General features: G+C 71.7%; 24 protein-coding genes. 21 read left to right on the top strand and 3 right to left on the bottom strand.

Annotation, left to right across the window (positions count from 1 at the left end):
- Positions 1 to 50 precede the first annotated feature (50 nt).
- The gene (locus RY076_RS11490; protein WP_323097921.1) at positions 51 to 1,031 is read left to right on the top strand and encodes an alpha/beta hydrolase; all 981 of its coding nucleotides are present in this window, start codon (positions 51 to 53) and stop codon (positions 1,029 to 1,031) included.
- A gap of 33 nt (positions 1,032 to 1,064) precedes the next feature.
- Here the strand turns inward: RY076_RS11490 and RY076_RS11495 are convergent, their stop codons facing one another.
- Positions 1,065 to 2,021 carry a 1,4-dihydroxy-2-naphthoyl-CoA synthase gene (locus RY076_RS11495; protein WP_323097923.1) on the bottom strand — a complete coding sequence of 319 codons (957 nt, stop codon included), beginning with the start codon at positions 2,019 to 2,021 and terminating at the stop codon, positions 1,065 to 1,067.
- A gap of 49 nt (positions 2,022 to 2,070) precedes the next feature.
- Between RY076_RS11495 and RY076_RS11500 the strand changes: the two genes are divergently transcribed.
- The 4 genes from RY076_RS11500 to RY076_RS11515 all read left to right on the top strand — a co-directional run bounded on the left by RY076_RS11500 (position 2,071) and on the right by RY076_RS11515 (position 4,825).
- Positions 2,071 to 2,559, top strand: coding sequence for an NUDIX hydrolase (locus RY076_RS11500; RefSeq protein WP_323097925.1), 489 nt, complete (start codon positions 2,071 to 2,073; stop codon positions 2,557 to 2,559).
- A gap of 196 nt (positions 2,560 to 2,755) precedes the next feature.
- The gene (locus RY076_RS11505; RefSeq protein WP_323097927.1) at positions 2,756 to 3,031 is read left to right on the top strand and encodes a hypothetical protein; all 276 of its coding nucleotides are present in this window, start codon (positions 2,756 to 2,758) and stop codon (positions 3,029 to 3,031) included.
- 31 nt (positions 3,032 to 3,062) lie between these two features.
- Positions 3,063 to 4,067: an o-succinylbenzoate synthase gene (locus RY076_RS11510; RefSeq protein ID WP_323097930.1), complete on the top strand. Its 1,005-nt coding sequence runs from the start codon at positions 3,063 to 3,065 to the stop codon at positions 4,065 to 4,067.
- Positions 4,064 to 4,825, top strand: a complete 762-nt coding sequence (locus RY076_RS11515) for a 3-keto-5-aminohexanoate cleavage protein (RefSeq protein ID WP_323097933.1) — start codon at positions 4,064 to 4,066, stop codon at positions 4,823 to 4,825. Before RY076_RS11510 ends, RY076_RS11515 begins: the two co-directional genes overlap by 4 nt.
- 18 nt (positions 4,826 to 4,843) lie before the next feature.
- Here the strand turns inward: RY076_RS11515 and menD are convergent, their stop codons facing one another.
- A complete protein-coding gene (gene menD, locus RY076_RS11520) occupies positions 4,844 to 6,655 on the bottom strand; it encodes a 2-succinyl-5-enolpyruvyl-6-hydroxy-3-cyclohexene-1-carboxylic-acid synthase (protein WP_323097934.1) in 1,812 nt (603 codons plus the stop codon).
- 6 nt (positions 6,656 to 6,661) lie between these two features.
- Positions 6,662 to 7,957, bottom strand: a complete 1,296-nt coding sequence (locus RY076_RS11525; protein ID WP_323097936.1) for an isochorismate synthase — start codon at positions 7,955 to 7,957, stop codon at positions 6,662 to 6,664.
- 121 nt (positions 7,958 to 8,078) lie between these two features.
- Here RY076_RS11525 and RY076_RS11530 point away from each other — a divergent pair, with 121 nt between their 5' ends.
- From RY076_RS11530 to nuoN, 16 genes are all read left to right on the top strand, one after another.
- Entirely contained in the window at positions 8,079 to 8,771 is a 693-nt protein-coding gene (locus RY076_RS11530) for a demethylmenaquinone methyltransferase (RefSeq protein WP_323097938.1), read from the top strand.
- A 151-nt stretch (positions 8,772 to 8,922) separates the two neighbouring features.
- Entirely contained in the window at positions 8,923 to 10,245 is a 1,323-nt protein-coding gene (locus RY076_RS11535; RefSeq protein ID WP_323097940.1) for a geranylgeranyl reductase family protein, read from the top strand.
- 163 nt (positions 10,246 to 10,408) lie between these two features.
- Complete coding sequence (locus RY076_RS11540) at positions 10,409 to 10,768, top strand: NADH-quinone oxidoreductase subunit A (protein WP_076260411.1); 360 nt, start codon at positions 10,409 to 10,411, stop codon at positions 10,766 to 10,768.
- A 53-nt stretch (positions 10,769 to 10,821) separates the two neighbouring features.
- The gene (locus RY076_RS11545) at positions 10,822 to 11,376 is read left to right on the top strand and encodes a NuoB/complex I 20 kDa subunit family protein (RefSeq protein ID WP_076260409.1); all 555 of its coding nucleotides are present in this window, start codon (positions 10,822 to 10,824) and stop codon (positions 11,374 to 11,376) included.
- The gene (locus RY076_RS11550; RefSeq protein ID WP_323097946.1) at positions 11,373 to 12,143 is read left to right on the top strand and encodes an NADH-quinone oxidoreductase subunit C; all 771 of its coding nucleotides are present in this window, start codon (positions 11,373 to 11,375) and stop codon (positions 12,141 to 12,143) included. The genes RY076_RS11545 and RY076_RS11550 overlap by 4 nt, the downstream gene beginning before the upstream one ends.
- Positions 12,143 to 13,540: an NADH-quinone oxidoreductase subunit D gene (locus RY076_RS11555; RefSeq protein WP_323097948.1), complete on the top strand. Its 1,398-nt coding sequence runs from the start codon at positions 12,143 to 12,145 to the stop codon at positions 13,538 to 13,540. The genes RY076_RS11550 and RY076_RS11555 overlap by 1 nt, the downstream gene beginning before the upstream one ends.
- Positions 13,537 to 14,298 (top strand): NADH-quinone oxidoreductase subunit NuoE, encoded by a 762-nt coding sequence (nuoE, locus tag RY076_RS11560; RefSeq protein ID WP_323097949.1) that lies wholly within the window; start codon positions 13,537 to 13,539, stop codon positions 14,296 to 14,298. The genes RY076_RS11555 and nuoE overlap by 4 nt, the downstream gene beginning before the upstream one ends.
- Entirely contained in the window at positions 14,295 to 15,641 is a 1,347-nt protein-coding gene (gene nuoF, locus RY076_RS11565; protein WP_323097951.1) for an NADH-quinone oxidoreductase subunit NuoF, read from the top strand. The genes nuoE and nuoF overlap by 4 nt, the downstream gene beginning before the upstream one ends.
- Positions 15,638 to 18,100: an NADH-quinone oxidoreductase subunit G gene (locus RY076_RS11570; RefSeq protein WP_323097952.1), complete on the top strand. Its 2,463-nt coding sequence runs from the start codon at positions 15,638 to 15,640 to the stop codon at positions 18,098 to 18,100. The genes nuoF and RY076_RS11570 overlap by 4 nt, the downstream gene beginning before the upstream one ends.
- Positions 18,097 to 19,503 (top strand): NADH-quinone oxidoreductase subunit NuoH, encoded by a 1,407-nt coding sequence (gene nuoH / locus RY076_RS11575; RefSeq protein WP_323097954.1) that lies wholly within the window; start codon positions 18,097 to 18,099, stop codon positions 19,501 to 19,503. The genes RY076_RS11570 and nuoH overlap by 4 nt, the downstream gene beginning before the upstream one ends.
- Entirely contained in the window at positions 19,496 to 20,314 is an 819-nt protein-coding gene (gene nuoI / locus RY076_RS11580) for an NADH-quinone oxidoreductase subunit NuoI (RefSeq protein WP_323097956.1), read from the top strand. The genes nuoH and nuoI overlap by 8 nt, the downstream gene beginning before the upstream one ends.
- Positions 20,311 to 21,099, top strand: coding sequence for an NADH-quinone oxidoreductase subunit J (locus tag RY076_RS11585; RefSeq protein ID WP_323097958.1), 789 nt, complete (start codon positions 20,311 to 20,313; stop codon positions 21,097 to 21,099). The genes nuoI and RY076_RS11585 overlap by 4 nt, the downstream gene beginning before the upstream one ends.
- A 5-nt stretch (positions 21,100 to 21,104) precedes the next feature.
- The gene (nuoK, locus tag RY076_RS11590; RefSeq protein WP_413785769.1) at positions 21,105 to 21,395 is read left to right on the top strand and encodes an NADH-quinone oxidoreductase subunit NuoK; all 291 of its coding nucleotides are present in this window, start codon (positions 21,105 to 21,107) and stop codon (positions 21,393 to 21,395) included.
- A gap of 15 nt (positions 21,396 to 21,410) precedes the next feature.
- Complete coding sequence (gene nuoL, locus RY076_RS11595; RefSeq protein ID WP_323097962.1) at positions 21,411 to 23,393, top strand: NADH-quinone oxidoreductase subunit L; 1,983 nt, start codon at positions 21,411 to 21,413, stop codon at positions 23,391 to 23,393.
- Positions 23,394 to 23,431: 38 nt separating this feature from the next.
- Positions 23,432 to 25,033, top strand: a complete 1,602-nt coding sequence (locus RY076_RS11600; protein WP_323098282.1) for an NADH-quinone oxidoreductase subunit M — start codon at positions 23,432 to 23,434, stop codon at positions 25,031 to 25,033.
- Positions 25,030 to 26,643, top strand: a complete 1,614-nt coding sequence (gene nuoN / locus RY076_RS11605) for an NADH-quinone oxidoreductase subunit NuoN (RefSeq protein ID WP_323097964.1) — start codon at positions 25,030 to 25,032, stop codon at positions 26,641 to 26,643. The genes RY076_RS11600 and nuoN overlap by 4 nt, the downstream gene beginning before the upstream one ends.

Below are 26,643 nucleotides of genomic sequence, written 5' to 3' on the forward strand. Positions count from 1 at the left end.
ACCCGGTGTCGGCGGTGCCGTCGGCCCCCTCGCGTCGTTACCCTCGTGCCGTGGTCACGGGGTCCGACGAGGGGATCGGGGAGGGGGCGGGCGCGCCCCGACGCCGGCGCGCCCCGCGACTCGCGGTCGTCCTCGGCGTCGCGTGGCTCGTCGTGCCGCTCGTGCTCTTCCTCCTCGCCCACGACACGCTGCTCGCCGGCCACCCCGCGCACCTCGTCGCTCTCGCGGTCGCAGGCTTCGTCGGCGTCGTGCTGCTCGTCCTGTCACGAGGTCACGACGACGAGCACGCGTCGCACCGGCGTCGGTGGGGGATCGTGCTCGGGGGCGTCGCGGGCGTCCTCGTCAGCGCCGCGGTGCTCGGCGGGCTCGTCTGGCTCCAGCCGTTCCCGGCCACCGCCGCAGCAACCTCGGCCATGGCCGGCGGATCCGACGTCCAGGTGGTCGACGTGCCGTCCGGGATCGTGCTGTCGCCGCGCGACGAGCGCCCGACGCGCGGGCTCGTCTTCCAGCCCGGCGCCCGCGTCGACCCGCGCGCCTACGTGCGAATCCTCACGGACGTCAGCCGGGCCGGCTACCTCGTGGTCGTCGTCAAGCAGCCCTTCGAGATCGCGCTGCTCGCTACGGGCGCGCCGGCGAACGTCATGGCCCGCCATCCCGAGGTGACCCGGTGGGCGGTCGGGGGCCACAGCCTCGGCGGCGTCGCCGCGGCCGACTACGCGGCATCCGACCCGGGACGCGTCAACGGCCTCGTGCTCTGGGCGTCCTACCCGGTGGGCTCCCTCGCGGCCCGCACCGACCTCGCCGTGGCGTCGGTCAGCGGCAGCCGCGACGGGTTCACGACGCCCGACGACGTCGCCGCGAGCCGCGCCCTGCTGCCGGCCTCGACGGCGTTCACCGTCGTCGACGGTGCGGTGCACTCCTCGTTCGGCGACTACGGCACCCAGCCGGGCGACGGCACACCGACCGTCGACCACGCCGAGGCCCAGCGCCAGATCGTCGCGGCGACGGTCGCCCTGCTCGCCCGGATGTGACCGTCCGTCCCCGGCGGCGGGGGCAGGCCGGGCTCAGAAGTACCAGGGGAACGGGGTCCAGTCGGGCTCGCGCTTCTCGAGGAACTGGTCGCGGCCCTCGACGGCCTCGTCGGTCATGTAGGCGAGGCGCGTGGCCTCACCGGCGAAGACCTGCTGGCCCATGAGCCCGTCGTCGGTGAGGTTGAAGGCGAACTTCAGCATCCGCTGGGCCTGCGGGCTCTTGCCCATGATCTCGCTCGCCACCTGCAGGGCCTCGGCCTCGAGGTCGGCGTGGTCGGCGACGATGTTGACGGCGCCCATCCGGTGCATGTCCTCGGCGGAGTAGGTGCGGCCGAGGAAGAAGATCTCGCGGGCGAACTTCTGGCCGACCATCTTGGCGAGGTAGGCGCTGCCGTAGCCGGCGTCGAAGCTGCCCACGTCGGCGTCGGTCTGCTTGAACCGGGCGTGCTCGCGGCTCGCGATGGTGAGGTCGCAGACGACGTGCAGGGAGTGGCCCCCGCCGGCCGCCCAGCCGTTCACGACCGCGATGACGACCTTGGGCATGGTGCGGATGAGCCGCTGCACCTCGAGGATGTGCAGTCGCCCGCCCTGGGCCTTGACGCGCGCCTCGTCGACGGTGTCAGCGGTGTCGCCCTCGGCGTACTGGTAGCCCGAGCGGCCGCGGATGCGCTGGTCGCCGCCGGAGCAGAAGGCCCACTTGCCGTCCTTGGGGCTCGGGCCGTTGCCGGTCAGGAGCACGACGCCGACGTCGGGGGTCATCCGGGCGTGGTCGAGGGCGCGGTAGAGCTCGTCGACGGTGTGCGGACGGAACGCGTTGAGCACCTCCGGGCGGTCGAAGGCGATGCGCACGACACCGGACTCGGGTCGCGGCCGCCCGTCGACGTGCCGGCGCCGGTGGTAGGTGACGTCGGTGAGGTCGAAGCCCGGCACGACCTCCCACTCGGCGGGGTCGAAGGTCTCGGACACGCTCTCGGGGCTCGGGCTGCTCACGGGGCGACTGTAACGGGGTGGCTGTCGACGGGTGGCTAGGGTCGGTCCCATGCCGATCCCCCCGTACGTGGCCCACCTCCGCACGATGATCGGCACCGAGCTGATGTGGATGCCGGGCGTCACCGCCGTCGTGCTGCGCGACGCCCCGGGCGGGGGCGAGCAGGAGGTGCTGCTCGTGCGTCGGTCCGACAATGGCGAGTGGACGCCGGTGACCGGCATCGTCGACCCGGGGGAGGACCCGCATGTCACGGCGGCGCGCGAGGTGCTCGAGGAGGCCTGCGTCGTCGCCGAGGTCGAGCGGCTCGTATGGGTGTCGGTGTCGGGCCTCGTGACGCACGTCAACGGCGACCTCGCCCAGTACCTCGACCACACCTTCCGGTGCCGCTGGGTGTCCGGTGACCCGCGTCCGGGCGACGACGAGTCCACCGACGCGGGCTGGTTCGGCCTCGACGCCCTGCCGGAGATGCGCCCGGTGCACCGTGAGCGGATCGCGACCGCCCTCGAGAACCCCCGCGACGTGCGGCTCGGGCGCTCCTGACGCGGACGGGGCGGACCGGGCGGACCGGGCGGACCGGGCGGACCGGGCGGACCGTGGTCGGTGGCCGGCGACGGTACCCGTGACACCTGTCAGGGGCAGGACCTGACAGAGGACGCAGAGGCCCGGCGCAGGCCCGGCCTACCGTCGAGGTGTCAGGTCGCGGCGCCCGCCACGACCGGTCCCCAGGGAGGCAGTCGTGTTCGCACCGCGTTGGCTCATCGCCGCCGGCATCGCCCTCATCGCCGTGTCGCTCGGCGCCGCCGGGCACGGTCTGTGGTGGCTCGTCGGCCTCGTGTTCGTGCTCGGCCACCGCGGCCGCCGCTGGGACGCGTGCGCCCACCAGGGCCGACGGGACCACCGAGACCTCCGGGACCTCGGGGATCGCCACGACCGCGGACAGGACGCCGGAACCCCTCCGGTCGCGCAGCCCGACCCGACGCACGACCGGCACGAGGCCTTCCCGCAGCGCTGACGGCCCCGAGCCGGTCGGCGATGATGGGGGCATGACGCCACTGCCTCCGGTCGACGCGCTCCTCGTTGCCGCCCACGTCGTCGCGCTGCCGATGCGGGTGCGCTTCCGCGGCGTCGACGTGCGCGAGGCGGTCGTGTTCGAGGGGCCTTCGGGTTGGGGGGAGTTCGCGCCGTTCGCGGAGTACGACGATGCCGAGGCGTCTCGCTGGCTCACTGCCGGCGTCGAGGCCGCGTACGGGTCGTGGCCTGCCGCGCTGCGTCAGGCCGTGCCGGTCAACGCGACGGTGCCGGCGGTCGGGCCCGAGCGGGTCGGCGAGGTGCTCGCCCGGTTCGACGGCTGCACGACGGCCAAGGTCAAGGTGGCCGAGCGCGGGCAGCGTCTCGACGACGACATCGCCCGCGTGGCCGCGGTCCGTGACGCGATGGGCGCCGGGGCGCGGGTGCGGGTCGACGCCAACGGCGCCTGGGACCTCGACACCGCGGTCGAGGCCCTGACGCGTCTGTCGCCGTACGACCTCGAGTACGCCGAGCAGCCGTGTGCGTCGGTCGAGGACCTCGCTCGCCTGCGGGTCGCCTTGGCACGCAACGGGATCGCCGTCCCGGTGGCCGCCGACGAGTCGATCCGCAAGGCCGAGGACCCGCTGCGGGTGGCCCGGCTGGAGGCGGCCGACGTCGTGGTCGTCAAGGTGGCGCCGCTCGGCGGCGTGGCCCGGGCGCTCGAGGTCGTCGACGCGTGCGGCCTGCCTGCCGTCGTCAGCTCGGCGCTCGACACGAGCGTCGGCATCGCGGCCGGGGTCGCGCTCGCACGCGCCCTCCCCGCGCTCGACCACGCGTGCGGCCTCGGGACCGTCGGCCTCTTCGAGCGCGACGTCACGGCCGACCCGCTCCGGCCACGGGCCGGCCTGCTCGACGGCTCGCGCCCGGCTCCCGACGACGCGACGCTCGCAGCCCTCGCGGCTCCCGCCGACCGTCGCGCCTGGTGGCTCGACCGGCTCCGACGTTGCCACGCCCTGCTCGACCGCGAGGTGGCCGCATGATCAAGGCCTGCCTCAACGGAGACCGCCACCCACAGGCCAGGCCCCGGGTGCCGGTGACGCCCGACGAGCTCGCGCAGGCCGCGGCCGACGCGGTCGAGGCCGGCGCGTTCATGGTGCACCTGCACCCGCGCGGCGACGACGGCCTCGAGACCCTCGAGACGCGTCACGTCGTCGACGCCGTGACGGCGATCCGCGCCCGCACGCCCGGGCTGCGGGTCGGTGTCTCGACGCGCGCGGGCATCCTCAACGCGCAGCGGCGAACCCTGGCGCACGTGTCGGAGTGGCCCTCGCCCGACCTCGGCGGCCCCGACTGCGCGAGCGTCAACTGGCACGAGCCCGGCGCCGTCGAGCTCGCAGAGGCGTTGCGCGAGAAGGCGATCGGCGTCGAGGCAGGCATCTGGACGCCCCGCGCGGCCACGGCGTTCGTCTCGACCAACTGGCCGTGGCAGGTGGAGCGCGTCCTCGTGGAGACGATCCCCGGCGTCACGCCCGGCTCCGACGGCGCCTGGGCGGCCGAGCGCATCCTTGCCGCGCTCGGGATGTCGGCCGCGCCGGTGCTCGTCCACGGCGAGGGACGCTGGGCCTGGCCGGTGCTGAGGTGGGCCCAGGCGTCCGGCTACGACGTGCGCATCGGACTCGAGGACACCTCGGTGCTGCCCGACGGCAGCGCCCCGCGCGACAACGCCGACCTCGTAGCGGCGGCACTGCGCTCCGAGCCCGGCACGCCCTCGCAGTGGCCGGTGCCCGACCCCGGCTGACGGGTCCGGTGGTGGGCCTCAGCCGCGCCGAGGCACGACGGTCTGCGCGAGCTCGCGCAGCCAGCGGGCCTCCTCGCGCCGGCCGTCGCGCGGCACCGGTACCTCGAGCACGCGGAGTCCGGCGGGTCGCTCGGCGAGAGCGGCAGTGAGCCGGTCGAGGGTCGTGACGCGCTCGTGCGCGACGTGGTGCGCCGCGCAGAGCGCGCCGAGGTCGGTGCCGTGCGGCGTGCCGAAGACCCGTTCGAAGGCGCTCGCGTACCGGCGGTCGCCCTGCTCGAGCGTCGTGAAGATCGCGCCGCCGTCGTCGCTGAGCACGACGAGCGTGAGGTCGGGGCGCGGCTCGTCCGGCCCGATGAGCAGGCCGTTGGCGTCGTGGAGGAAGGTGAGGTCGCCGAGGTAGGCGATGGTGCGCGACGCGCGGGGCCGCCCGAGCGCGACGCCGACCGCGGTCGACACGACGCCGTCGATGCCGGCCAGGCCCCGGTTGCCCACGACGAACCGGTGCTCGAGCGGCGGCCAGGGCACGCCCATGACGTCGAGGTCGCGGACCGGGTTGGACGAGCCGACGACGAGCGAGGTGTCCGCGGCCACTGCCGCGGCGACGACGGAGGCAACCTCGAGCGGTGAGATCGCTGGTCCGGCAGGGCGGCCCGGCACGCGCTCGGAACCGCGGAGGCCCGCGTCGATGGCCGAGCCGAGGGTGTCGTCGGCCGACTTCCACGCCTCGAACCACGTGGTGTCGTCGGGCCCCTCGACGCGGGGCACGGCGTCGACGACGCGGGCGACGCGTCCGGGGTCGGTGGCCACGCCGTCGCGCCCCCGCACGGCGATGACCTCGAGCGAGGGGTCGCTGAGCAGCGACGTGACCGGCCGCGACAGGGTCGGGTGGCCGACGACGACGACGCGCTCGATGTCGCGGCGCAGGTCGGTGGTCAGCAGCAGGCGGCCGCAGCGCAGGGCCTGCCGGCCGATGCGGGCCCCGCTCGTCGGCTCGGCGATCATCGGCCACCCGGCCGACTCGGCGAGCAACCGTGCGGCGGGCCCGGCGTCGTCACCCGCGACGACGACGGTGCGCGGGCCGAGCGGCAGCACCTCGCCGTCGTCGCGCAGCCGGACCGAGGGTTCGCGCCCCGGCTCCGCGCCGCGCGGGAACTGCGCCGTGGCGGAGTTGCCGCGGGTTCCGGAGGCATCTGGACGCGGGAACTGCGCCGTGGCGGAGTTGGCGAGGTCGGGCGAGCCGACCGCGACCGCGGGCGCCAGCGGCTCCGGGCGCTCCCACCACGTGTCGCGCTCGGCCCCCACCGGCAGCAGGTCGCCGTCGAGCTGGACGTTCAAGTGCGCCGGTCCCGGCCCCGCGCAGGACGCGGCCACCGCCGCCGCGAGGTCGGCGTCGGGCGTCGCGGCGGTGAGGTCGTGGCACGGCGCGAACCCGCCGAAGATCCCGGCCTGCTGGGTGGTCTGGTTGGCACCGGTGCCGCGCAGCCGGTCAGGCCGGTCCGCGCTGACGACGACGAGCCGCCGCCCGGTGTGGTGCGCCTCCATGACGGCCGGCAGCAGGTTGCCGACCGCCGTGCCCGACGTCGTGACAATCGGCACCGGGCGCCGCGAACCGGTGGCGAGCCCGAGGGCGAGGAAGGCCGCCGAGCGCTCGTCGACGCGCACGTGCAGGCGCAGGTCGCCGCACTCGTCGGCGGCGTCGAGCGCGAGGGCGAGCGGGGCGTTGCGCGAGCCGGGCGCGAGGACGACGTCGCGCACACCCGCGCGCCACAGCTCCTGGAGCACGCGCAGCGACAGCTGCGGCGCGCTGCGGTGGCCCTCCACGATCGGCACTCCCCGTCAGTCGCCCGCGAGCGCGTCGCGCATCGGGATGAGCTTGGCGATCGACTCGGCCACCTCGGACTCGGGGTCCGAGCCCGCCACGATGCCGCAGCCGGCGTACAGCGTCAGCTGCGAGGAGTCGCCCGGGGCGTAGGCGCCGCTGCGCAGGGCGATGCCCCACGCCCCGTCACCGTCGGCGTCCATCCAGCCGACCGGCCCGGCGTAGCGACCGCGGTCCATGTGCTCGAGCTCACCGATCAGCGAGACAGCGCGAGCCGTGGGCGTGCCGCCGACCGCGGCCGACGGGTGCAGCGAGGCCGCGAGCGTCAGCGACGACGCGTTGTCGGCGCTCACCGCGGCGACGTCGGTGGCCAGGTGCATGACGTTGGGCAGGTGCAGGACGAACGGCGCCTCGGGCACGTTCATCGACGAGCAGTGCGGGGCCAGGGCCTCGGCCACCGACCGCACGGCGTACTCGTGCTCCTCGAGGTCCTTGCTCGAGCGGGCGAGCGACGCGGCGAGCGCGAGGTCCTTGGCGTCGTCGCCGGTGCGGCGGATCGTGCCGGCGAGCACCCGCGAGGTGATGAGCCCCTGGTCCCGGCGCACGAGCAGCTCGGGCGTCGCGCCGAGGAGGCCGGCCACCGAGAACACCCACGTGTTCTCGTAGCGGTCGGCGAGGCGGCGCAGGATCCACCGCGCGTCGATCGGCCCCGACGCCGTGGCGACGAGGTCGCGGGCGAGCACGACCTTGTCGACCTCGCCCCCGTTGATCCGCTGCACGGCCTCGGCGACCGAGTGCGCGTAGTCGGCCGGCGACACCGCGCCGTCGGCGAAGGCGATGCCGGTGGGTGGTTCGGGCTCGGCCGCGGGCTCGGGCACCTCGATGGCCGGCAGCTGCGGGCCCGTCGAGATCGTCGTCAACCACGTGACGCCGTCGCGCCGGCCGACGATGGTCGAGGGCACGACGAGGCGCGCCGACTCGGCGGAGTCGTCGGCGAAGGGGAACGAGCCGAAGCACACGAGTCCGGAGCCGGGCAGGGCGACGTCGTCGCGCACGACCGCGTGACGCGTCACCTCGCGCCACCAGGACTCGGCGTCGCGGAAGCGCTCGGTGCCGCGCGCCTCGAACGACAGGGCGACGCCCCAGCCGACGAGGCCGTCGCCGCGGCGGACCCACGACACGAGCTCGTCGTGCGGGACCTCGGCGGGCAGGTGCTGCAGCAGCGGGGCGTCCGAGGTGAGCGGCACCGACCGGACGACGACCGTCGGGCCCGCGGCGGGGGAGGCCGCGTCGGCGGCCGGGAGCGTGGACATCGCCTCAAACTCTACGACCGCCGGACCCGTGCCCTCACCACACCGCCGTCAGGTGCGCCGACGGTCACACCGACGCCGCCCGCGGCACGGCCGGTCGGGCCGGTGGTGCGAGGATGACCGCATGACCCGTGCCCAGCTCGACAAGAAGCCGGTCGACGTCGCGTCGATGTTCGACACCGTCGCCGAGAAGTACGACGTGACCAACGACGTGCTCTCCCTCGGGCAGGACCGGCTGTGGCGCCGGGCCGTCGTCAAGGCCGTCGACGCCAAGCGGGGGGAGCGGATCCTCGACATCGCCGCCGGCACGGGCACCTCGAGCGAGCCGTGGGCCGACCAGGAGATCGAGGTCGTGCCCGCCGACTTCTCGCTCGGCATGCTGCGCGTCGGGCGACGCCGCCGCCCCGACATGGCGTTCACGGCCGCCGACGCGATGAGCCTGCCCTTCGCCGACGAGAGCTTCGACGTCGTGACGATGAGCTTCGGACTGCGCAACGTCGCCGACACCGGGACCGCGCTGCGCGAGTTCCTCCGGGTCACCAAGCCCGGGGGACGCCTGCTCGTCTGCGAGTTCAGCCAGCCGGTCAACAAGACGTTCCGCACCGTCTACTCCAACTACCTCATGCGCGCGCTGCCGCCGGTGGCCCGCCGCACCTCGAGCAACCCCGAGTCCTACGTCTACCTCGCCGAGTCGATCCGCGCGTGGCCTCCGCAGGGCGAGCTCGCTGCCGTCATCGAGCAGGCCGGCTGGACCACCGTGCGCTGGACGAACCTCACCGGCGGCATCGTCGCGCTCCACAGCGCGACCAAGCGCTGACATCGTTCCGACGCCGTGCTGACGTGGTGCCGACGCGCGGTCACGGCCCCCGAGTTAGGCATGCCTTATCTGACAAGGCGGAAATCGCGGGCATAGACTCCGCAGAGTTCGTGAAGATCTTCACAAGCAGGTCGGAAACACCGTGGTAGAGATGAGCAGCACCGGCTCGGCGACGAGCCCTGCAGCGCATGCCGGCGCCCTCTCGGACGCCAGTGCCGACGTCATCGTCGTCGGCGCCGGGCCGGGCGGATCGGCCACTGCCGCCTACCTCGCCGACCACGGCCTCGACGTCCTCCTCCTCGAGAAGTCGGCCTTCCCCCGCGACAAGATCTGCGGCGACGGGCTGACCCCGCGGGCCACCAAGGAGCTCATCTCCCTCGGCGTGGACACGACCGGCTGGCAGCGCACCAAGGGCCTGCGGATCAAGGGCGGCGGCCACACCCTCCAGCTCGACTGGCCCGAGAACGACGCCTTCCCGTCCTTCGGCATGGTCCGCACCCGCGCCCAGCTCGACGAGACCCTCGCCCGCCACGCGCAGTCGCGCGGCGCGAAGCTCGAGGAGCGCACGAGCGTCACGGCCCCGGTGCACGACGCGTCCGGACGCGTCGTCGGCGTCACGGCCAAGAAGGTCGACGACCGCGGCCGGGCCACCGGCGAGACCGTCACCTACCGCGCCCCCGTCGTCGTCGCGAGCGACGGCGTCTCGAGCCGCCTCGCCACCGCCGTCGGCCGGCACAAGCGCGAGGACCGCGTCATGGGCGTCGCCGTCCGCGCGTACTACACGACGCCGAAGCGCGACGACTACCTCGAGAGCCACCTCGAGCTGTGGACCCGCGACGACGCCGGCAACCGCATCCTCATGCCGGGCTACGGCTGGCTCTTCCCGCTCGAGGACGGCCGCACCAACGTCGGCCTGGGCACCCTCGACACGACGGCCGCCTTCCAGAAGACGGACTACAAGGACGTCATGCACAAGTGGGTGCAGGACATCTCGCCCGAGTGGCAGCTCGAGCACGACGAGTCCGCCGGACCGATCCGCGGCGCAGCGCTGCCGATGGGTTTCAACCGCAGCCCGCTCTACGCCGACGGCCTCGTGCTGGTCGGCGACGCCGGCGGCATGGTCAACCCGTTCAACGGCGAGGGCATCGACTACGCGCTCGAGGCCGCCCGCCTCGGCGCCGAGCTCATCGCCCAGGCGCACGCGCGTCCCGACGACGCCGGCCGCGAACGCGTCCTCGCCAGCTACCCCAAGGTCATGAAGGACGAGCTCGGTGGGTACTTCACCCTCGGTCGCTGGTTCGCCCACGCCATCGGCAACCCCGAGGTGATGCGGCTCGCGACGAAGTACGGCCTGCCGCGCACCAAGCTCATGCCGTTCCTGCTCAAGATCATGGCCAACCTCGCCGACCCGAGGGCCAAGGCCCCGAGCGACCGCATCATCACCGCCCTGTCACGACTGGCGCCGGACGCATGAGCCACCCCGCTGTCGGGCGCCTTGTGACGCCGAGCACAATCGTTCCCGACGCCCCTAGGATGGGTGCGCCGCGCATCTGCCGTGACGCCCTCCTCGACGGATCACCCGGTCACCACGACCGCCGCCCCGTCGACACGCACGACCGAAAGGCAAGTGACCTCGGATGAACTCGTACGTCCCGATCCTGTTCATGCTGGGTCTCGGCTTCGCGTTCGCGGCCCTGTCGGTGTTCACGTCACTCGTCGTGGGCCCGAAGCGCTACAACCGCGCCAAGCTCGAGGCCTACGAGTGCGGCATCCAGCCCACGCCGCATGCGGCCGGCGGCGGACGCGTGCCGATCAAGTACTACCTGACGGCGATGCTCTTCATCATCTTCGACATCGAGTCGATCTTCCTCTACCCGTTCGCGGTGGCCTTCAACAAGCTCGGCCTCTTCGCGCTGGTCGAGATGGTCCTGTTCATCCTCACGGTGTTCGTCGCGTACGCGTACGTGTGGCGCCGCGGCGGCCTCGAGTGGGACTGACCGCACGGTCGGGTCACCCGGGACGACAGCAGCAGCAAGGTAAGGAGTAAGCAATGGGTCTGGAAGAGAAGCTGCCCGCAGGGTTCCTGCTCTCCACCGTCGAGGGCCTCGCCGGCTACATGCGCAAGGCCTCGATCTGGCCCGCGACGTTCGGCCTGGCCTGCTGCGCCATCGAGATGATGGCCGTCGGCACGCCCGACTACGACATCGCCCGGTTCGGCATGGAGCGCTTCTCGGCGACGCCGCGTCAGGCCGACCTCATGATCGTGGCCGGCCGCGTCAGCCAGAAGATGGCCCCGGTCGTGCGCCAGGTCTACGACCAGATGCCGAACCCCAAGTGGGTCATCTCGATGGGCGTCTGCGCCAGCTCGGGCGGCATGTTCAACAACTACGCGATCGTCCAGGGCGTCGACCACGTCATCCCGGTCGACATCTACCTGCCGGGCTGCCCGCCGCGGCCGCAGATGCTGCTCAACGCGATCATCGAGCTGCACCACCAGATCGAGACCTCGCCGCTGGGCGTCAACCGGGAGGAGGCGGCCCGCGCCGCCGAGCAGGCCGCCCTGTCCGCCACCCCGACGCACCAGATGAAGGGGCTGCTCGCATGAGCGAGGAGAACAAGGACGGCGTCAACGCCGACACCACCAAGGACCAGACCTCCGGCATCACGCCGGGCGAGGTCGAGCTGGCTCAGGAGGGCACGGCGAGCGGTCCGCAGGTCGTCGGCATGCGCAAGGGCATGTTCGGCCCGACGCAGGGCGCCGACACCACCGGCTACGGCGGCCTGCGCCGCCCGATCCTCGTCGCCGGCGCCTCCGAGCGCCCGTACGGCGGCTACTTCGACGAGATCGCCGACAACCTCGAGCGCGGCCTCGTCGGCGGCACCGCCTCCTACGGCGAGGCCGTCGCGAGCGTCGTCATCGACCGCGGCGAGATGACGATCCACGTGCGCCGCGAGCACCTGCTCGCCGTCGCCCGCGTGCTGCGCGACGACGCGTCGCTGCGCTTCGAGATCGTCACCGGCGTCTCCGGCGTGCACTACCCCGACCGCACCGGCGAGGAGCTGCACGCGGTCTACCACTTCCTGTCGATCACCCACGGCGGCAGGCGGATCCGCGTCGAGGTCTCGTGCCCCGACGACGACCGGCACATCCCGTCCATCGTCTCGGTCTACCCGGCCAACGACTGGCACGAGCGCGAGACGTGGGACATGTTCGGGATCGAGTTCGACGGCCACCCGGCCCTGACCCGCATCCTCATGCCCGACGACTGGCCGGGCCACCCCCAGCGCAAGGACTACCCCCTCGGCGGCATCCCCGTCGAGTACAAGGGCGCCACAGTCCCGCCGCCGGACCAGCGGAGGTCGTACAACTGATGAGCACGCACACCGAGTTCACCCAGACGGACGTGCCCGACGAGGGCACCAACGACGTCTACGCGACGTCGGTCGCCGACGAGCAGGCCGCCGAGGGCGCGCACGTCTTCAACGCCGCGGGCGGTGACTGGAACGACCTCGTCGACGAGGCCACCTCGCTCGGCGAGGAGCGCATCGTCGTCAACATGGGGCCGCAGCACCCGTCGACGCACGGCGTGCTCCGCCTCATCCTCGAGATCGACGGCGAGACGGTCACCGAGGCCCGCGCGGGCATCGGCTACCTGCACACCGGCATCGAGAAGAACATGGAGTACCGCACCTGGGTGCAGGGCGTCACGTTCTGCACGCGCATGGACTACCTGACGTCCATGTTCCAGGAGACCGCGTACTGCCTCGCGATGGAGAAGCTGCTCGGCATCACCGACCAGATCCCCGAGCGCGCCAACGTCATCCGCGTGCTCATGATGGAGCTGTCGCGGATCAACTCCCACACCGTGTGCCTCGGCACCGGCGGCATGGAGATGGGCGCCACGACGGTCATGACCGTCGCGTTCCGCGAGCGCGAGCGCGTCCTGCGCATCTTCGAGATGGTCACCGGCCTGCGGATGAACAACGCCTACATCCGCCCGGGCGGCGTCGCCCAGGACCTCCCGCCCGGCGCCATCGACGCGCTGCGCGAGATGGTCCCGCAGGTGCGTCGCGGCCTCGGCGAGCTCGAGGCCCTGATGAACGAGAACCCGATCCTCAAGGGCCGCACCGTCGACGTCGGCATCCTCGACCTCGCCGGCTGCATGGCGCTCGGCATCACCGGCCCGGTGCTTCGCTCGACCGGCCTGCCGCACGACCTGCGCAAGCTCGACCCGTACTGCGGCTACGAGACGTACGACTTCGACGTCATCACCCGCACGAGCCAGGACGCCTACGGTCGCCTCCGCATCCGCATCGACGAGATGTACGAGTCGCTCAAGATCGTCGAGCAGTGCATCGACCGGCTCCAGGCGGACGAGGGCGGCAACAACGCGGTCATGGTCGAGGACAAGAAGATCGCCTGGCCGGCGCAGCTCGCGCTCGGCAGCGACGGCCTCGGCAACAGCCTCGACCACATCCGCGAGATCATGGGCACCTCGATGGAGTCCCTGATCCACCACTTCAAGCTCGTCACCGAGGGCTTCCGGGTGCCGCCGGGACAGGCCTACCAGGCCATCGAGTCGCCCAAGGGCGAGCTCGGCTGCCACCTCGTCTCCGAGGGCGGCACGCGTCCCTACCGCGCGCACTTCCGCGACCCCAGCTTCAACAACCTGCAGGCCGTGGCCGCCATGTGCGAGGGCAGCCAGATCGCCGACGTCATCGTCGCCGTGGCCTCGATCGACCCCGTCATGGGAGGTGTGGACCGTTGAGCGGTCACGACGCTTCAGGCCACCTGCACGTCAGCCCCGAGTCCAAGGCGCCGTACGCCGCCGACGTCCTCGAGCAGCTGCACGCCGACGCGGCCGAGGTCATCGCGCGCTACCCGCAGAAGCGCTCGGCGCTGCTGCCGCTGCTGCACCTCGTGCAGTCCGTCGACGGCTACGTCACGGGTCGCGGCGTCACCTTCTGCGCCGAGGTCCTCGACCTCACCGAGGCCGAGGTGAGCGGCGTCGCGACGTTCTACACCCAGTACAAGCGCCACCCCAACGGCGAGTACACGGTCGGCGTCTGCACCAACACGCTCTGCGCGGTCATGGGCGGCGACCTCATCTTCGAGCGCCTCTCCGACCACCTCGGCGTCGGGCACGACGAGACCACCGAGGACGGCAAGATCACCCTCGAGCGCGTCGAGTGCAACGCGGCGTGCGACTACGCGCCCGTCGTCATGGCCAACTGGGAGTTCTTCGACAACCAGACGCCCGAGAGCACGATCGAGCTCGTCGAGGACCTGCGCTCCGGCAAGGAAGTCGCCCCGACGCGCGGCGCCGCGAAGGTGTGCAGCTTCAAGGAGGTCTCGCGCGTGCTCGCGGGCTTCCACGACGGACGCGGCGACGAGGGCGTCGGCGCCGGCCCGGCCTCGCTGCTCGGCCTCACAATCGCCAACGAGCGCGGCTGGGTCGCGCCTGGTGCCAACGGTGCCAACGGCTCGAGCACCTCGAAGCCCGACGGGAAGGACGGATCGAAGTGACCGACACCCTGACCCCGATCCTCACGAAGTTCTGGGACGACCCGCAGTCCTGGACCCTCGAGACCTACCGGCGCCACGACGGCTACAAGGCCCTCGACAAGGCGCTGGCCATGGAGCCCCAGGCCATCATCGACGCCGTCAAGGACTCCAGCATCCGCGGCCGCGGCGGCGCCGGCTTCCCGACCGGCATGAAGTGGTCGTTCATGAGCCCGCCCGACGGCGGCCCGCGCTACCTCGTCGTCAACGCCGACGAGTCCGAGCCGGGCACGTGCAAGGACGTGCCGCTCATGATGGCCAACCCGCACTCGCTCATCGAGGGCGTCATCATCTCCTCGTACGCCATCGGCTGCGAGCACGCGTTCATCTACCTGCGCGGCGAGGTCGTGCACGTCTACCGCCGCCTGCTGCGCGCCGTCGAGGAGGCCCGGGCCGCCGGGTATCTCGGCGACAACGTCGGTGGCAAGGGCGTCAAGGTCGACATCACCGTCCACGCCGGCGCCGGCGCGTACATCTGTGGTGAGGAGACCGCGCTGCTCGACTCGCTCGAGGGCCGCCGCGGCCAGCCGCGCCTCAAGCCGCCGTTCCCCGGAGCCGCGGGCCTCTACGCGCGCCCCACATCGGTGAACAACGTCGAGTCCATCGCCTCGGTTCCCGGGATCATCCTCGAGGGCGCCGACTGGTTCAAGGGCATGGGCACCGAGAAGTCCACGGGCTTCGGCATCTTCAGCCTCTCGGGCCACGTCGCCAACCCGGGCCAGTTCGAGGCGCCGCTCGGCATCACGATGCGTGAGCTCATCGAGCTCGCCGGCGGGATGCGCGAGGGCCGCAAGCTGAAGTTCTGGACGCCGGGCGGCAGCTCGACGCCGATCTTCACCGACGAGCACCTCGACGTGCCGCTCGACTTCGACTCGGTCGCCGCGGCCGGCTCGATGCTCGGCACCCGCGCGCTGCAGGTGTTCGACGAGACCGTCTCGGTCGTGCGGGCCGTCGCCCGCTGGACCGACTTCTACGCCCACGAGTCCTGTGGCAAGTGCACGCCGTGCCGCGAGGGCACGTGGTGGCTGCGCCAGATCATGGACCGCATCGAGAACGGTGAGGGCACGAAGGACGACATCGACAAGCTCGTCGACATCTGCGACAACATCCTCGGCCGCAGCTTCTGCGCCCTCGGCGACGCCGCGACGAGCCCGATCACCTCTGCCGTCCAGTACTTCCGCGAGGAGTTCGAGGCCGGCATGCACACCCCGGCGCGCGAGCTCTTCCCGCCGGAGAAGTCGGTGCTCTTCCCGGTCCAGCCGGCTACCAACAAGTCCAAGGAGTCCAGCGGGATGGTGTCCGCATGACCGCCACCACCGAGAGCAAGGCGCCCGCCGCGCCCGACCTCGTCAGCCTCACCGTCGACGGCGTCCCGGTGAGCGTGCCCAAGGGCACGCTCGTCATCCGCGCCGCCGAGGAGGTGGGCATCGAGATCCCGCGCTTCTGCGACCACCCGCTGCTCGAGCCGGTCGGCGCCTGCCGCCAGTGCCTCGTCGACGTCGCGATGCCCGACCGCGAGGGCAACGTCCGCCCGATGCCGAAGCCGCAGGCCTCGTGCACGATGGCGGTGTCCGAGGGCATGGTCGTCAACACGCAGAACACCTCGCCGGTCGCCGACAAGGCGCAGCAGGGTGTCATGGAGCTGCTGCTCATCAACCACCCGCTCGACTGCCCGGTCTGCGACAAGGGCGGCGAGTGCCCGCTGCAGAACCAGGCGATGAGCGCCGGTCGCCCGGTGTCGCGCTTCGAGGACGTCAAGCGCACCTACCCCAAGCCGGTCAACATCTCCTCGCAGGTCCTGCTCGACCGCGAGCGGTGCGTGCTCTGCGCGCGGTGCACGCGCTTCTCCGACCAGGTCGCCGGTGACCCGTTCATCGCCCTCGTCGAGCGCGGCGCGCTCCAGCAGATCGGCATCTACGAGGAGCAGCCCTTCGAGAGCTACTTCTCCGGCAACACCGTGCAGATCTGCCCGGTCGGCGCGCTGACCGGCGCGGCCTACCGCTTCCGCAGCCGCCCGTTCGACCTCGTGTCGACGCCGTCGGTCTGCGAGCACTGCGCCGCCGGCTGCGCCACCCGCACCGACCACCGCCGCGGCGTCGTGCTGCGCCGGATGGCCCTCGACGACCCCGCCGTCAACGAGGAGTGGAACTGCGACAAGGGCCGCTGGGCCTTCACGTACGCGACGCTTCCCGACCGCATCGAGCTGCCGATGGTCCGGGGCGCCGACGGTGAGCTGGCGGTCGTCGGCTGGCCCGAGGCCCTCGCGGCCGCAGCCGCCGGCCTCGCCGGCAAGCGCGCGGGCGTGCTCAGCGGTGGCCGCGTGTCGGCCGAGGACGCCTACGCCTACGGCAAGTTCGCGCGTCTGGTGCTCGGCACCAACGACGTCGACTTCCGCGCCCGGCCGCACTCCGACGAGGAGGTCGCGTTCCTGTCCGAGCACGTCGCGGCCACCGGCCCCGAGGGCGGCGCGGTCACCTACGCCGACCTCGAGAAGGCGCCGGCCGTCCTGCTCGTCGGGTTCGAGCCCGAGGACGAGAGCCCGATCGTCTTCCTGCGCCTGCGCAAGGCCTTCCGCCGCAACAAGACCCGTGTCTTCGCCGTCGCTTCGCACGCCACGCGCGGCCTGACGAAGATGGGCGGCACGCTGCTGCCGACCGTCCCCGGCGACGAGGCCCTGGCCCTGGCCGACCTCGGCACCACCGAGCTCGGCGCGCAGGCCCGCGAGGCCCTCGCCTCCGGCGGCATCGTCCTCGTCGGCGAGCGGCTCGCCACCTCCCGCGGCGCCCTGCGCGCCGCGGCCGACCTCGCCGCCACGACCGGCGCCCGCCTCGCGTGGGTGCCGCGCCGGGCGGGGGAGCGCGGTGCGCTCGAGGCCGGTGCGCTCGGTGCGCTGCTGCCCGGTGGCCGTCCGGTCACCGATGCCGCGGCCCGCGCCGAGGTCGCTCGCGCCTGGGACGTCGACACGCTGCCCGACGCCGCACCGCGCGACACTGCGGGCATCCTCGCGGCCGCTGCGGCCGGCGAGCTGGGTGCCCTCGTCGTCGGTGGTCTCGACCCCGCCGACCTGCCCGGTGACGTCCAGGCTGACGCGGCCGCCGCCCTCGAGAAGGCGTTCGTCGTCTCGCTCGAGCTGCGCGAGTCCGCGGTCACGGCCCTCGCCGACGTCGTCCTGCCGGTCGCCCCGCAGGCCGAGAAGGTCGGCTCGTACGTCAACTGGGAGGGACGCGTCCGTCCCTTCGAGGAGGCACTGACGAGCAACGCCGTCAGCGACCACCGCGCCCTCGACATGCTCGCGAGCGAGATGGGCTTCTTCCTCGAGACCCGCACGCAGCGCGAGGTGCACGCCCAGTTCGAGGCGCTCGGCCCCTGGGGCGGTGCGCGCGGCACGACCGCGCCGGCCGGCCACCGGGCCGCCGGGTCCGCCTCGGGCAGCGGCGAGCTCGTCCTGTCCACGTGGGCCACGCTCCTCGACGCCGGCCGGATGCAGGACGGCGAGCCGTTCCTCGCCGGCACGGCGCCCCGGCCCGTCGCCCGCCTGTCGGCCGCCACGGCAGCCGGTCTCGGCGTCGTCGACGGCGAGACCGTCACCGTGTCCGGCCCGGCCGGCAGCGTCACGCTGCCCGCGTTCGTCGTCGACGGCATGGTCGACGGCGTCGTGTGGCTGCCGACCAACTCGCGCTCCGGCGACACGTCCTGTTCCGTGCGCGCCGGCCTCGGTACCGACGCCGGTGGCCGCGTCTCCGTCACGAAGGGTGGTGCCGCATGAGCCTCAGCCTCGCGGCAGCAGGGGTGGCCGCGGTCGCCCCGATGACCGAGAACCCGACCGCCGACTTCAGCGACACCCCGCTGTGGGTCGCACTCATCAAGGCCGTCGGCATCTTCGTCTACCTGCTCCTGTCGACGCTGCTCGTCATCTGGTTCGAGCGCCGCGTCATCGGCCGGATGCAGCAGCGACCGGGCCCGAACCGCAACGGTCCCTTCGGCCTGCTGCAGACCCTCGCCGACGGCATGAAGGCGATGCTGAAGGAGGACATCACCCCGGCGAACGCCGAGAAGCTCATCTACACGCTCGCCCCGCTCATCGCGGCGACGATGGCCTTCGTGTCGTTCGCGATCATCCCGCTCGGCGGCATGGTCTGGATGTTCGGCCACCACACGCCGCTGCAGGTCACCGACGTCCCCGTCGCCGTCCTGCTCGTGCTGGCGGTGGCGTCGGTCGGCGTCTACGGCATCATCCTGGCCGGCTGGTCCTCCGGCTCGACCTACCCGCTGCTCGGCGGCCTGCGCTCGACGGCCCAGGTCATCAGCTACGAGATCGCCATGGGCCTCTCGCTCGTCGCGATCTTCCTCTACAGCGGCTCGATGTCGACCTCCTCGATCGTGTCGGCGCAGAGCTCGCTCTGGTACATCCTGCCGGCGTTCTTCTCCTTCGCCGTCTACCTCATCACCATGGTCGGCGAGACCAACCGTCTGCCCTTCGACCTCGCCGAGGGCGAGGGCGAGCTCACCGGTGGCTTCCACACCGAGTACTCCTCGATGCGCTTCGCGATGTTCTTCCTCGGTGAGTACGTCAACATGTTCACCGTCTCGGCGCTGGCCACGACGCTCTTCCTCGGTGGCTGGCAGGCCCCGCCGTTCATCTCGATGATCGGCGACGGCGCGCTGGCCGGCGGCTGGTGGGGCCTGCTGTGGTTCACGATCAAGCTGTGGATGTTCATGTTCGTCTTCGTCTGGCTGCGCGGCTCGCTGCCCCGCGTCCGGTACGACCAGTTCATGCGCTTCGGCTGGAAGTTCCTCATCCCGATCACGCTCGCGTGGGTCGTGGCCGTCGCCTTCATCCGCGGTGCCCAGCTCGGCTTCCTCGGTGACAGCAAGCTGACCATCGCCGGCCGCGAGCTGTCCGTGGCGACCGTCGTCATCGTCAGCGTCGTCGCCGTCATCGCCCTCGCCGGGGCGTGGATCTGGGACGACAAGCGTGCCGCCCGCCTCGCCGCCGAGGAGGAGCGCCCGCCGGAGGAGATCGACCCGTTCGCCGGTGGCTACCCCGTCCCGCCGCTGCCGGGCCAGCGCCTCGTCGAGCCGGGCAACCGCATCGGCTCCGAGCCGGTGCTGTCCTCGGCGAGCAGCACGACCACCTCGACTCCCGCCAAGGAGGAGACCCATGGCTGACGACACCGTCGGCAAGGACGTCACCGGGCCCGCACAGGGCTCCGGTGCCGTCGGCAGGCCCACCGGCTCGAACGAGGGCGCCCGGGCGGGCGACGAGCGCGAGAAGGGGTTCCTCTCCGAGCTCCTCGCGCCGGTCGCCGGCTTCGGGGTGTCATTCTCGACGATGTTCCGCAAGGTCGCGACCGAGGAGTACCCGGAGAAGCCGCGCCCGACGGCGCCGCGCTTCCACGGCCGCCACCAGCTCAACCGTCACCCCGACGGCCTCGAGAAGTGCGTCGGCTGCGAGCTGTGCGCGTGGGCCTGCCCGGCCGACGCCATCCTCGTCGAGGGCGCGGACAACGACGACACCCCCGGTGGTGCCGGCCGGTTCAGCCCGGGCGAGCGCTACGGCCGCGTCTACCAGATCAACTACCTGCGCTGCATCTTCTGCGGCCTGTGCATCGAGGCGTGCCCGACCCGCGCGCTGACGATGACGAACTTCTACGAGCTGGCCGACAACGACCGCGGCAAGCTCATCTTCACCAAGGACCAGCTCCTCGCCCCGCTGCAGGGCGGCATGCTCCCGCCGCCGTTCCCGATGGCCGAGGGCATGGAGGAGCGCGACTACTACCAGGGCAAGGTCACCGCGGCCACCGACGGGCAGCGCGAGTACGTCGACACGCGCGACGCCGCCGAGGACACCGACGACCTCGACCTGCCGGAGTACGCCGAGGCGCCCGGCAACGTCGGAGCGTCCGGCCCCGGCCAGCACGACCTCGTCCACACGGTCAACCCGACCGCGGCGAACACCCGGGAAGGGGCGAACCCGTGACCTCCTCCGCCGAAGCCGTCGGCTTCTGGCTGCTGGCCCCGATCGCGGTCATCGCGGCGCTGGGCCTGCTCTTCGCCAGGAAGGCCGTGCACGCCGCACTCGGCATGGCGCTCGTCATGTCGGTCCTCGGCGTCTTCTACATCATGGAGAAGGCCGACTTCCTCGGCATCGTGCAGGTGTTCGTCTACACCGGCGCCGTCATGATGCTCTTCCTGTTCGTCCTCATGCTCGTCGGCGTCGACTCCTCGGACTCGATCGTCGAGACGATCAAGGGCCAGAAGTGGGCCTCGTTCCTGCTCGTCATCGGCCTCGCCGGCGTCCTCTTCTTCGCCATCGGGTCGGCCACCTTCGACCAGGCCACGGTCCAGGCCGGGCTCGACAAGCTCGAGGAGACCAACCGCGACCCGGGCAACATCACGAGCCTGGCCGAGCTGATCTTCGGCCAGTACGTGTGGATCTTCGAGGTCACCTCGGCCCTGCTCATCACGGCCGCGCTCGGCGCCATGGTCCTGGCCCACCGCGAGCGGCTGACGCCGCGCCGCACGCAGGCCGAGTGGGCCGCCAAGCGCGTGCGCGACAACGAGCACGTCGCCGGCCTGCCGGCCCCCGGCGTCTACGCCCGCCACAACGCCGTCGACACCCCGGCGCTGCTGCCCGACGGCACGCCGAGCGACCTGTCCGTGTCGCGCGTCCTCGTCGCCCGAGACCAGGTCGCCACGACCGACGGGTTCCGCGACGTCGAGCGCCACATGGAGCACGAGATCGAGGAGGGTCGGTCCAAGTGAGCCCGATGCACTACGTCTACCTGGCGGTGCTGCTCTTCGCCATCGGCGCGGCCACCGTGCTGACGCGTCGCAACGCGATCATCGTGTTCATGGGCGTCGAGCTCATGCTCAACGCGACGAACCTCGCCCTCGTCACCTTCTCGCGGATGCACGGCAGCCTCGACGGTCAGGTCATGGCCCTGTTCGTCATGGTCGTCGCCGCCGCGGAGGTCGTCGTCGGACTCGCCATCATCATGGCGATCTTCCGTGCCCGCCGGTCGGCCTCGGTCGACGACGCCAACCTGCTGAAGCTGTAAGGAGCGCCGGACAGCATGGGAACACTCGTCCAGACGCTGACGGGCCACACGAGCTCGTTGGGGACCTACGCGGGGCTCGCCGCCCACGAGGGAGAGGCGCACGCCGCCACCGGCGTGACGTCGGCTGCGTGGCTGCTCGTCGCGCTGCCGATGCTCGGCGCCGCGATCCTCCTGCTCGGCGGACGCCGCACCGACAAGTTCGGCCCGATCCTGGGAACGGCCCTGTCGTGGGGCTCGTTCGTCGTCGGCGCCGTCATCTTCTTCTCGATGCTCGGCCGTGGCGCCGAGGACCGCGCCCAGACCGTCGACCTCTTCGACTGGATCTCGGCCGGCAGCTTCCACGTCAACGCGGGCCTGCTCGTCGACCAGCTCTCGATGGTCTTCGTCCTGCTCATCACGTTCGTCGGGTCGCTCATCCACGTGTACTCGATCGGGTACATGGAGCACGACCCCGACAAGCGGCGCTTCTTCGCCTACCTCAACCTCTTCGTGGCGTCGATGCTCCTGCTCGTCCTCGCGAACAGCTACCTGCTGCTCTACGTCGGCTGGGAGGGTGTCGGTCTCGCGTCCTACCTGCTCATCGGCTTCTGGAACCACAACCCGGCGTACGCCACCGCGGCCAACAAGGCGTTCATCGCCAACCGCGTCGGTGACTTCGGCCTGTCGGTCGCCATCATGCTGATGTTCTTCCACTTCGGAGCGGTCGACTTCACGACCGTCCTCGGGGCAGCCGGCAGCAACGCCAACCAGGGCTTCATGACGGCGATGGGCCTCATGCTCCTGCTCGGTGCCTGCGGCAAGTCGGCGCAGTTCCCGCTGCAGAGCTGGCTGGGCGACGCCATGGCCGGCCCGACGCCGGTGTCGGCGCTCATCCACGCGGCGACGATGGTCACCGCGGGCGTCTACCTCGTCGTGCGCTCCGCGCCGATCTTCGAGGCCGCCCCGACCGCCCAGCTCGTCGTCGTCATCGTCGGTGCGATCACGCTGCTCTTCGGGGCGATCGTCGGCTGCGCCAAGGACGACATCAAGAAGGCCCTCGCGGCCTCGACGATGAGCCAGATCGGCTACATGATGCTGGCCGCGGGCCTCGGCCCGGTCGGCTATGCCTTCGCGATCTTCCACCTGCTCATGCACGGCTTCTTCAAGGCCGGGATGTTCCTCGGCGCCGGCTCGGTGATGCACGGCATGAACGACCAGGTCGACATGCGCCGCTTCGGTGGCCTGTCGGGCGCCATGAAGATCACGTGGGCGACGTTCGGCATCGGCTGGCTCGCGATCCTCGGTGTGCCTCCGTTCTCGGGCTTCTGGTCCAAGGACAAGATCATCGAGGCCGCCTTCGTCGGCGAGGGCTGGCGCCCGTGGGTCTTCGGTGGCGCCGCCCTCATCGGCGCCGCCATCACGGCCTTCTACATGTCGCGCCTGTTCTTCATGACCTTCCACGGCAAGAAGCGCTGGACCGACGACGTGCACCCGCACGAGTCGGGCAAGCTCATGACGGTGCCGATGATCGTGCTCGCCTTCGGCTCGGCCTTCCTCGGACTCATCCTCGGTCCGACGGGGCTGTTCAACAGCTGGCTCGAGCCGGTCACCGGCGCCGAACCGGCGGATGCCCACCCCGTCATCCCCGTCCCGGTCCTGCTCGTGCTGACGCTCGTGCTCGTCGCCGCCGGCGGTGCCCTCGCCTGGCTGCGCTACTGGCGTGAGGAGGTCCCGGTCACGGCTCCGGTCGGCAACCTGCTGACGCAGGGGGCCCGCAAGGACCTCTACCAGGACCAGGTCAACGAGGCCCTCCTCATGCGACCCGGCATCCACCTGACACGCTCGCTCGTCTTCTTCGACAGCAAGGGTGTCGACGGTGCGGCCGGTGGCCTCGCCGCGCTCGTCGGCGGGACCAGCGCCCGCCTGCGCAAGCTGCAGAACGGCTTCGCACGCTCCTATGCCCTGACGATGCTCGCGGGCGTCGTCGCCATCCTCGGTGCCCTGTGGGTGATCTCCTGATGACGACCGTCACGACCGTCTCGACGGTGACGACCAGCATGTCCAGCGTCCCGTGGCTGACGATCCTCGGGGTCGTGCCGCTCGTCGGCGCGCTCCTCGTCGCGTTCCTGCCCGGCGGCGCCGAGACCGCCAAGCGCGTCGCGCTCGGCACGTCGGTGCTGACGCTGGTGCTCGGCGTCGTCGCCGCGCTCCAGTTCGACCGGCACAGCACGGCCCAGTTCCAGCTCGGTGAGCTGCACCCGTGGATCCCGCAGTTCGGGGTCAGCTACGCCCTCGGCGTCGACGGCATCGCGCTCGTGCTCATCCTCATGGCCCTCGTCCTCACGCCGGTGTGCATCCTCGCCGCGTGGCACGACGTGGCCGAGGAGCCCGGCCCGCGCGGGGCCCAGCGCGTCAAGACCTACTTCGCACTGCTGCTCGTCCTCGAGACGTTCATGGTCGGGGTCTTCGCGGCCACCGACGTGTTCCTCTTCTACGTCTTCTTCGAGGCGATGCTCATCCCGGTGTACTTCCTCATCGGGCGCTTCGGCGGCCCGCGCCGGCAGTACGCCGCGATGAAGTTCCTCCTCTTCTCGCTCGCCGGCGGTCTCGTCATGCTCGTGGCCGTCATCGGCCTCGGTGTCCAGGGCCCGGGCGGCGCCGAGGGCTTCCTCGTCGAGCGCCTCACGGGCCTGCAGATGGACCCGACCACCGAGCGCCTGCTCTTCGTCGGCTTCTTCCTCGCCTTCGCGGTCAAGGCCCCGATGGTGCCGGTTCACACGTGGCTGCCCGACGCCGCCACCGAGTCGACGCCGGCCACGGCGACGCTCCTCGTCGGCGTCCTCGACAAGGTCGGCACGTTCGGGATGATCCGGTTCTGCCTCCAGCTGTTCCCGGAGGCGAGCCGGTGGGCGACGCCCGTCGTCATCGTCCTCGCGGTCGTGTCGATCATCTACGGGGCGCTGCTCGCCATCGGCCAGACCGACATGATGCGACTCATCTCGTACACGTCGATCAGCCACTTCGGCTTCATCGTGCTCGGCATCTTCGCCTTCACCTCGACCGGCAACGCCGGCTCGAACCTCTACATGGTCAACCACGGCTTCTCGACGGCGGCGCTGTTCCTCTTCGCCGCGATGCTCGTGCGGCGCCGGGGCAGCAAGCGCATCCCCGACTTCGGTGGGTGGCAGCGGGTCACGCCGGGCCTCGCGGGGATCTTCCTCGTCGCCGGCCTGTCGGGTCTGGCGCTGCCGGGCCTGAGCAGCTTCGTCTCCGAGTTCCTCGTGCTCGTCGGCAGCTTCCCGACGCAGCCGGTGGCGGCCGTCATCGCGACGACCGGCATCATCCTCGCGGCGCTCTACATCCTGCTCATGTACAAGCGGGTCATGACGGGCCCGAAGCCCGAGGGCATCGTCGGCGAGCGTGAGCACGCCGGCCTCGACGAGCAGGGCCGGCGCGGCCTGTCGCTCGTCCGCGACCTGACGACCCGCGAGAAGGTCGTCGCGGTCCCGATCATCGCGGCCTTCCTCGTGCTCGGCTTCTACCCGAACCTGGCGCTCAACGTCATCAACCCGGCCGTCGACAAGACGCTCACCGTCGTCAAGACCGCCGATCCCTCCGTCAACCCGGCCGGCACGCTGGCCGAAGGGAGCTCGAAGTGACCGCCGCCGCACCGCTGGCGCTGACCACGCTTCCCGCCGCGTTCCAGCAGTCGAACGTCGACTACCTGGCCGTCCTGCCGATGCTCATCGTGTTCGGCACGGGCCTGGTCGGCGTGCTCGTCGAGGCGTTCGCGCCGCGTTCGAGCCGCCACGTCACGCAGGTGTCGCTCGCGGTCGCCGGCCTCGTCGCCTCGGCGGTCGCCGTCGTCGCGGCCTCGAGCCACGAGGGCCTGACGATGGGCCTGACCGACGGTGCGACGAACCGCCAGCTCTTCGCGCTGGCCATCGACGGTCCGGCCCTGTTCATGCAGGGCGCGATCGTCCTCATGGGCATCCTGGGCGTCCTGACGATGGCCGAGCGCTTCGGTGGCGCCGGTCCCGACGCGTTCACCCCGAGCGGCGCGTCGACGCCGGGCTCGCCCTACGAGACGGCCGCGGCCCGCGCGGGCGCGCTGACCTCCGAGGTCTTCCCGCTGACGATGTTCGCCATCGGCGGCATGATGCTCTTCCCAGCGACGAACGACCTCATCGGGATGTTCGTCGCGCTCGAGGTGCTCTCGCTGCCGCTCTACATCCTCTCGGGCCTGGCCCGACGCCGTCGCCTGCTCTCGCAGGAGGCCTCGCTGAAGTACTTCCTCCTCGGCGCATTCAGCTCGGCGTTCTTCCTCTTCGGCACGGCGCTGCTCTACGGCTACGCCGGCTCGGTGTACTTCGGCGACCTCTCCAAGGCCGTGGCCACCGGCCCGATCGAGATGAACGGCCTGCTCCTGCCGGGCGCGTTCCTCGTCTTCGTCGGTCTGCTCTTCAAGGTGGGCGCGGTGCCGTTCCACGCGTGGACGCCCGACGTCTACCAGGGCGCCCCGACGCCGGTCACCGGTTTCATGGCCGCGTGCACCAAGGCGGCGGCCTTCGGCGCGATCCTGCGCCTGGCCTACACCGGCCTCGACACCGCGCGGTGGGAGTGGCAGAACGCCATCGTCGTCGTCGCGCTGCTGACGATGGTCGTCGGCTCGGTGCTGTCGGTCACCCAGACCGACGTCAAGCGCCTGCTCGCCTACTCCTCGATCGCGCACGCCGGCTTCATCCTCGTCGGTGTCCTCGCCTTCGGCCGTGCGGGCGTCGGCTCGGTGCTCTTCTACCTCGTCGCCTACGGGTTCTCGACGATCGCGGCCTTCGCCATCGTGTCGCTCGTGCGCCAGAACGGCACCGAGGCCACGCACCTGTCGCAGTGGGCCGGCATCGGCCGTCGCCACCCGGTCGTCGGCTCGGCGTTCGCCTTCCTCATGCTCGCCTTCGCCGGCATCCCGCTGACGAGCGGCTTCGTGTCGAAGTTCGGCGTCTTCGCGGCCGCCATCGCGACGGGCGGCGCGACCGGAACGGTCCTGGCCGTCGTCGGTGTGCTGTGCAGCGCCATCACGGTGTTCGTCTACGCCCGTGTCATCGTGCTCATGTTCTTCAGCGAGTCGCCCGACGACTCGGTGGAGGTCGTGACGCCGTCGGTCACCACGACGTTCTCCATCGCGGTCGGCACGCTCGTGACCCTCGCGCTCGGCGTCCTGCCCTCGGCACTGCTCGACCTCGCCGACCGCGCGTCGCAGTTCGTGCGGTGA

The organism is Intrasporangium zincisolvens, assembly GCF_034724055.1.
GTDB classification, from domain to species: Bacteria; Actinomycetota; Actinomycetes; order Actinomycetales; family Dermatophilaceae; genus Monashia; species Monashia zincisolvens.

What these genes read in the sequence shown, in the direction of transcription:
- RY076_RS11510 (WP_323097930.1), top strand. Translation starts at nt 3,063, where the DNA reads ATGACGCCACTGCCTCCGGTCGACGCGCTCCTCGTTGCCGCCCACGTC.
- RY076_RS11600 (WP_323098282.1), top strand. Translation starts at nt 23,432, where the DNA reads ATGTCCAGCGTCCCGTGGCTGACGATCCTCGGGGTCGTGCCGCTCGTC.
- RY076_RS11570 (WP_323097952.1), top strand. Translation starts at nt 15,638, where the DNA reads ATGACCGCCACCACCGAGAGCAAGGCGCCCGCCGCGCCCGACCTCGTC.
- RY076_RS11550 (WP_323097946.1), top strand. Translation starts at nt 11,373, where the DNA reads ATGAGCGAGGAGAACAAGGACGGCGTCAACGCCGACACCACCAAGGAC.
- nuoH (WP_323097954.1), top strand. Translation starts at nt 18,097, where the DNA reads ATGAGCCTCAGCCTCGCGGCAGCAGGGGTGGCCGCGGTCGCCCCGATG.
- RY076_RS11555 (WP_323097948.1), top strand. Translation starts at nt 12,143, where the DNA reads ATGAGCACGCACACCGAGTTCACCCAGACGGACGTGCCCGACGAGGGC.
- nuoL (WP_323097962.1), top strand. Translation starts at nt 21,411, where the DNA reads ATGGGAACACTCGTCCAGACGCTGACGGGCCACACGAGCTCGTTGGGG.
- RY076_RS11535 (WP_323097940.1), top strand. Translation starts at nt 8,923, where the DNA reads ATGAGCAGCACCGGCTCGGCGACGAGCCCTGCAGCGCATGCCGGCGCC.
- RY076_RS11525 (WP_323097936.1), bottom strand. Translation starts at nt 7,957, where the DNA reads ATGTCCACGCTCCCGGCCGCCGACGCGGCCTCCCCCGCCGCGGGCCCG.
- RY076_RS11515 (WP_323097933.1), top strand. Translation starts at nt 4,064, where the DNA reads ATGATCAAGGCCTGCCTCAACGGAGACCGCCACCCACAGGCCAGGCCC.
- RY076_RS11540 (WP_076260411.1), top strand. Translation starts at nt 10,409, where the DNA reads ATGAACTCGTACGTCCCGATCCTGTTCATGCTGGGTCTCGGCTTCGCG.
- RY076_RS11530 (WP_323097938.1), top strand. Translation starts at nt 8,079, where the DNA reads ATGACCCGTGCCCAGCTCGACAAGAAGCCGGTCGACGTCGCGTCGATG.
- nuoI (WP_323097956.1), top strand. Translation starts at nt 19,496, where the DNA reads ATGGCTGACGACACCGTCGGCAAGGACGTCACCGGGCCCGCACAGGGC.
- RY076_RS11545 (WP_076260409.1), top strand. Translation starts at nt 10,822, where the DNA reads ATGGGTCTGGAAGAGAAGCTGCCCGCAGGGTTCCTGCTCTCCACCGTC.
- RY076_RS11500 (WP_323097925.1), top strand. Translation starts at nt 2,071, where the DNA reads ATGCCGATCCCCCCGTACGTGGCCCACCTCCGCACGATGATCGGCACC.
- nuoK (WP_413785769.1), top strand. Translation starts at nt 21,105, where the DNA reads ATGCACTACGTCTACCTGGCGGTGCTGCTCTTCGCCATCGGCGCGGCC.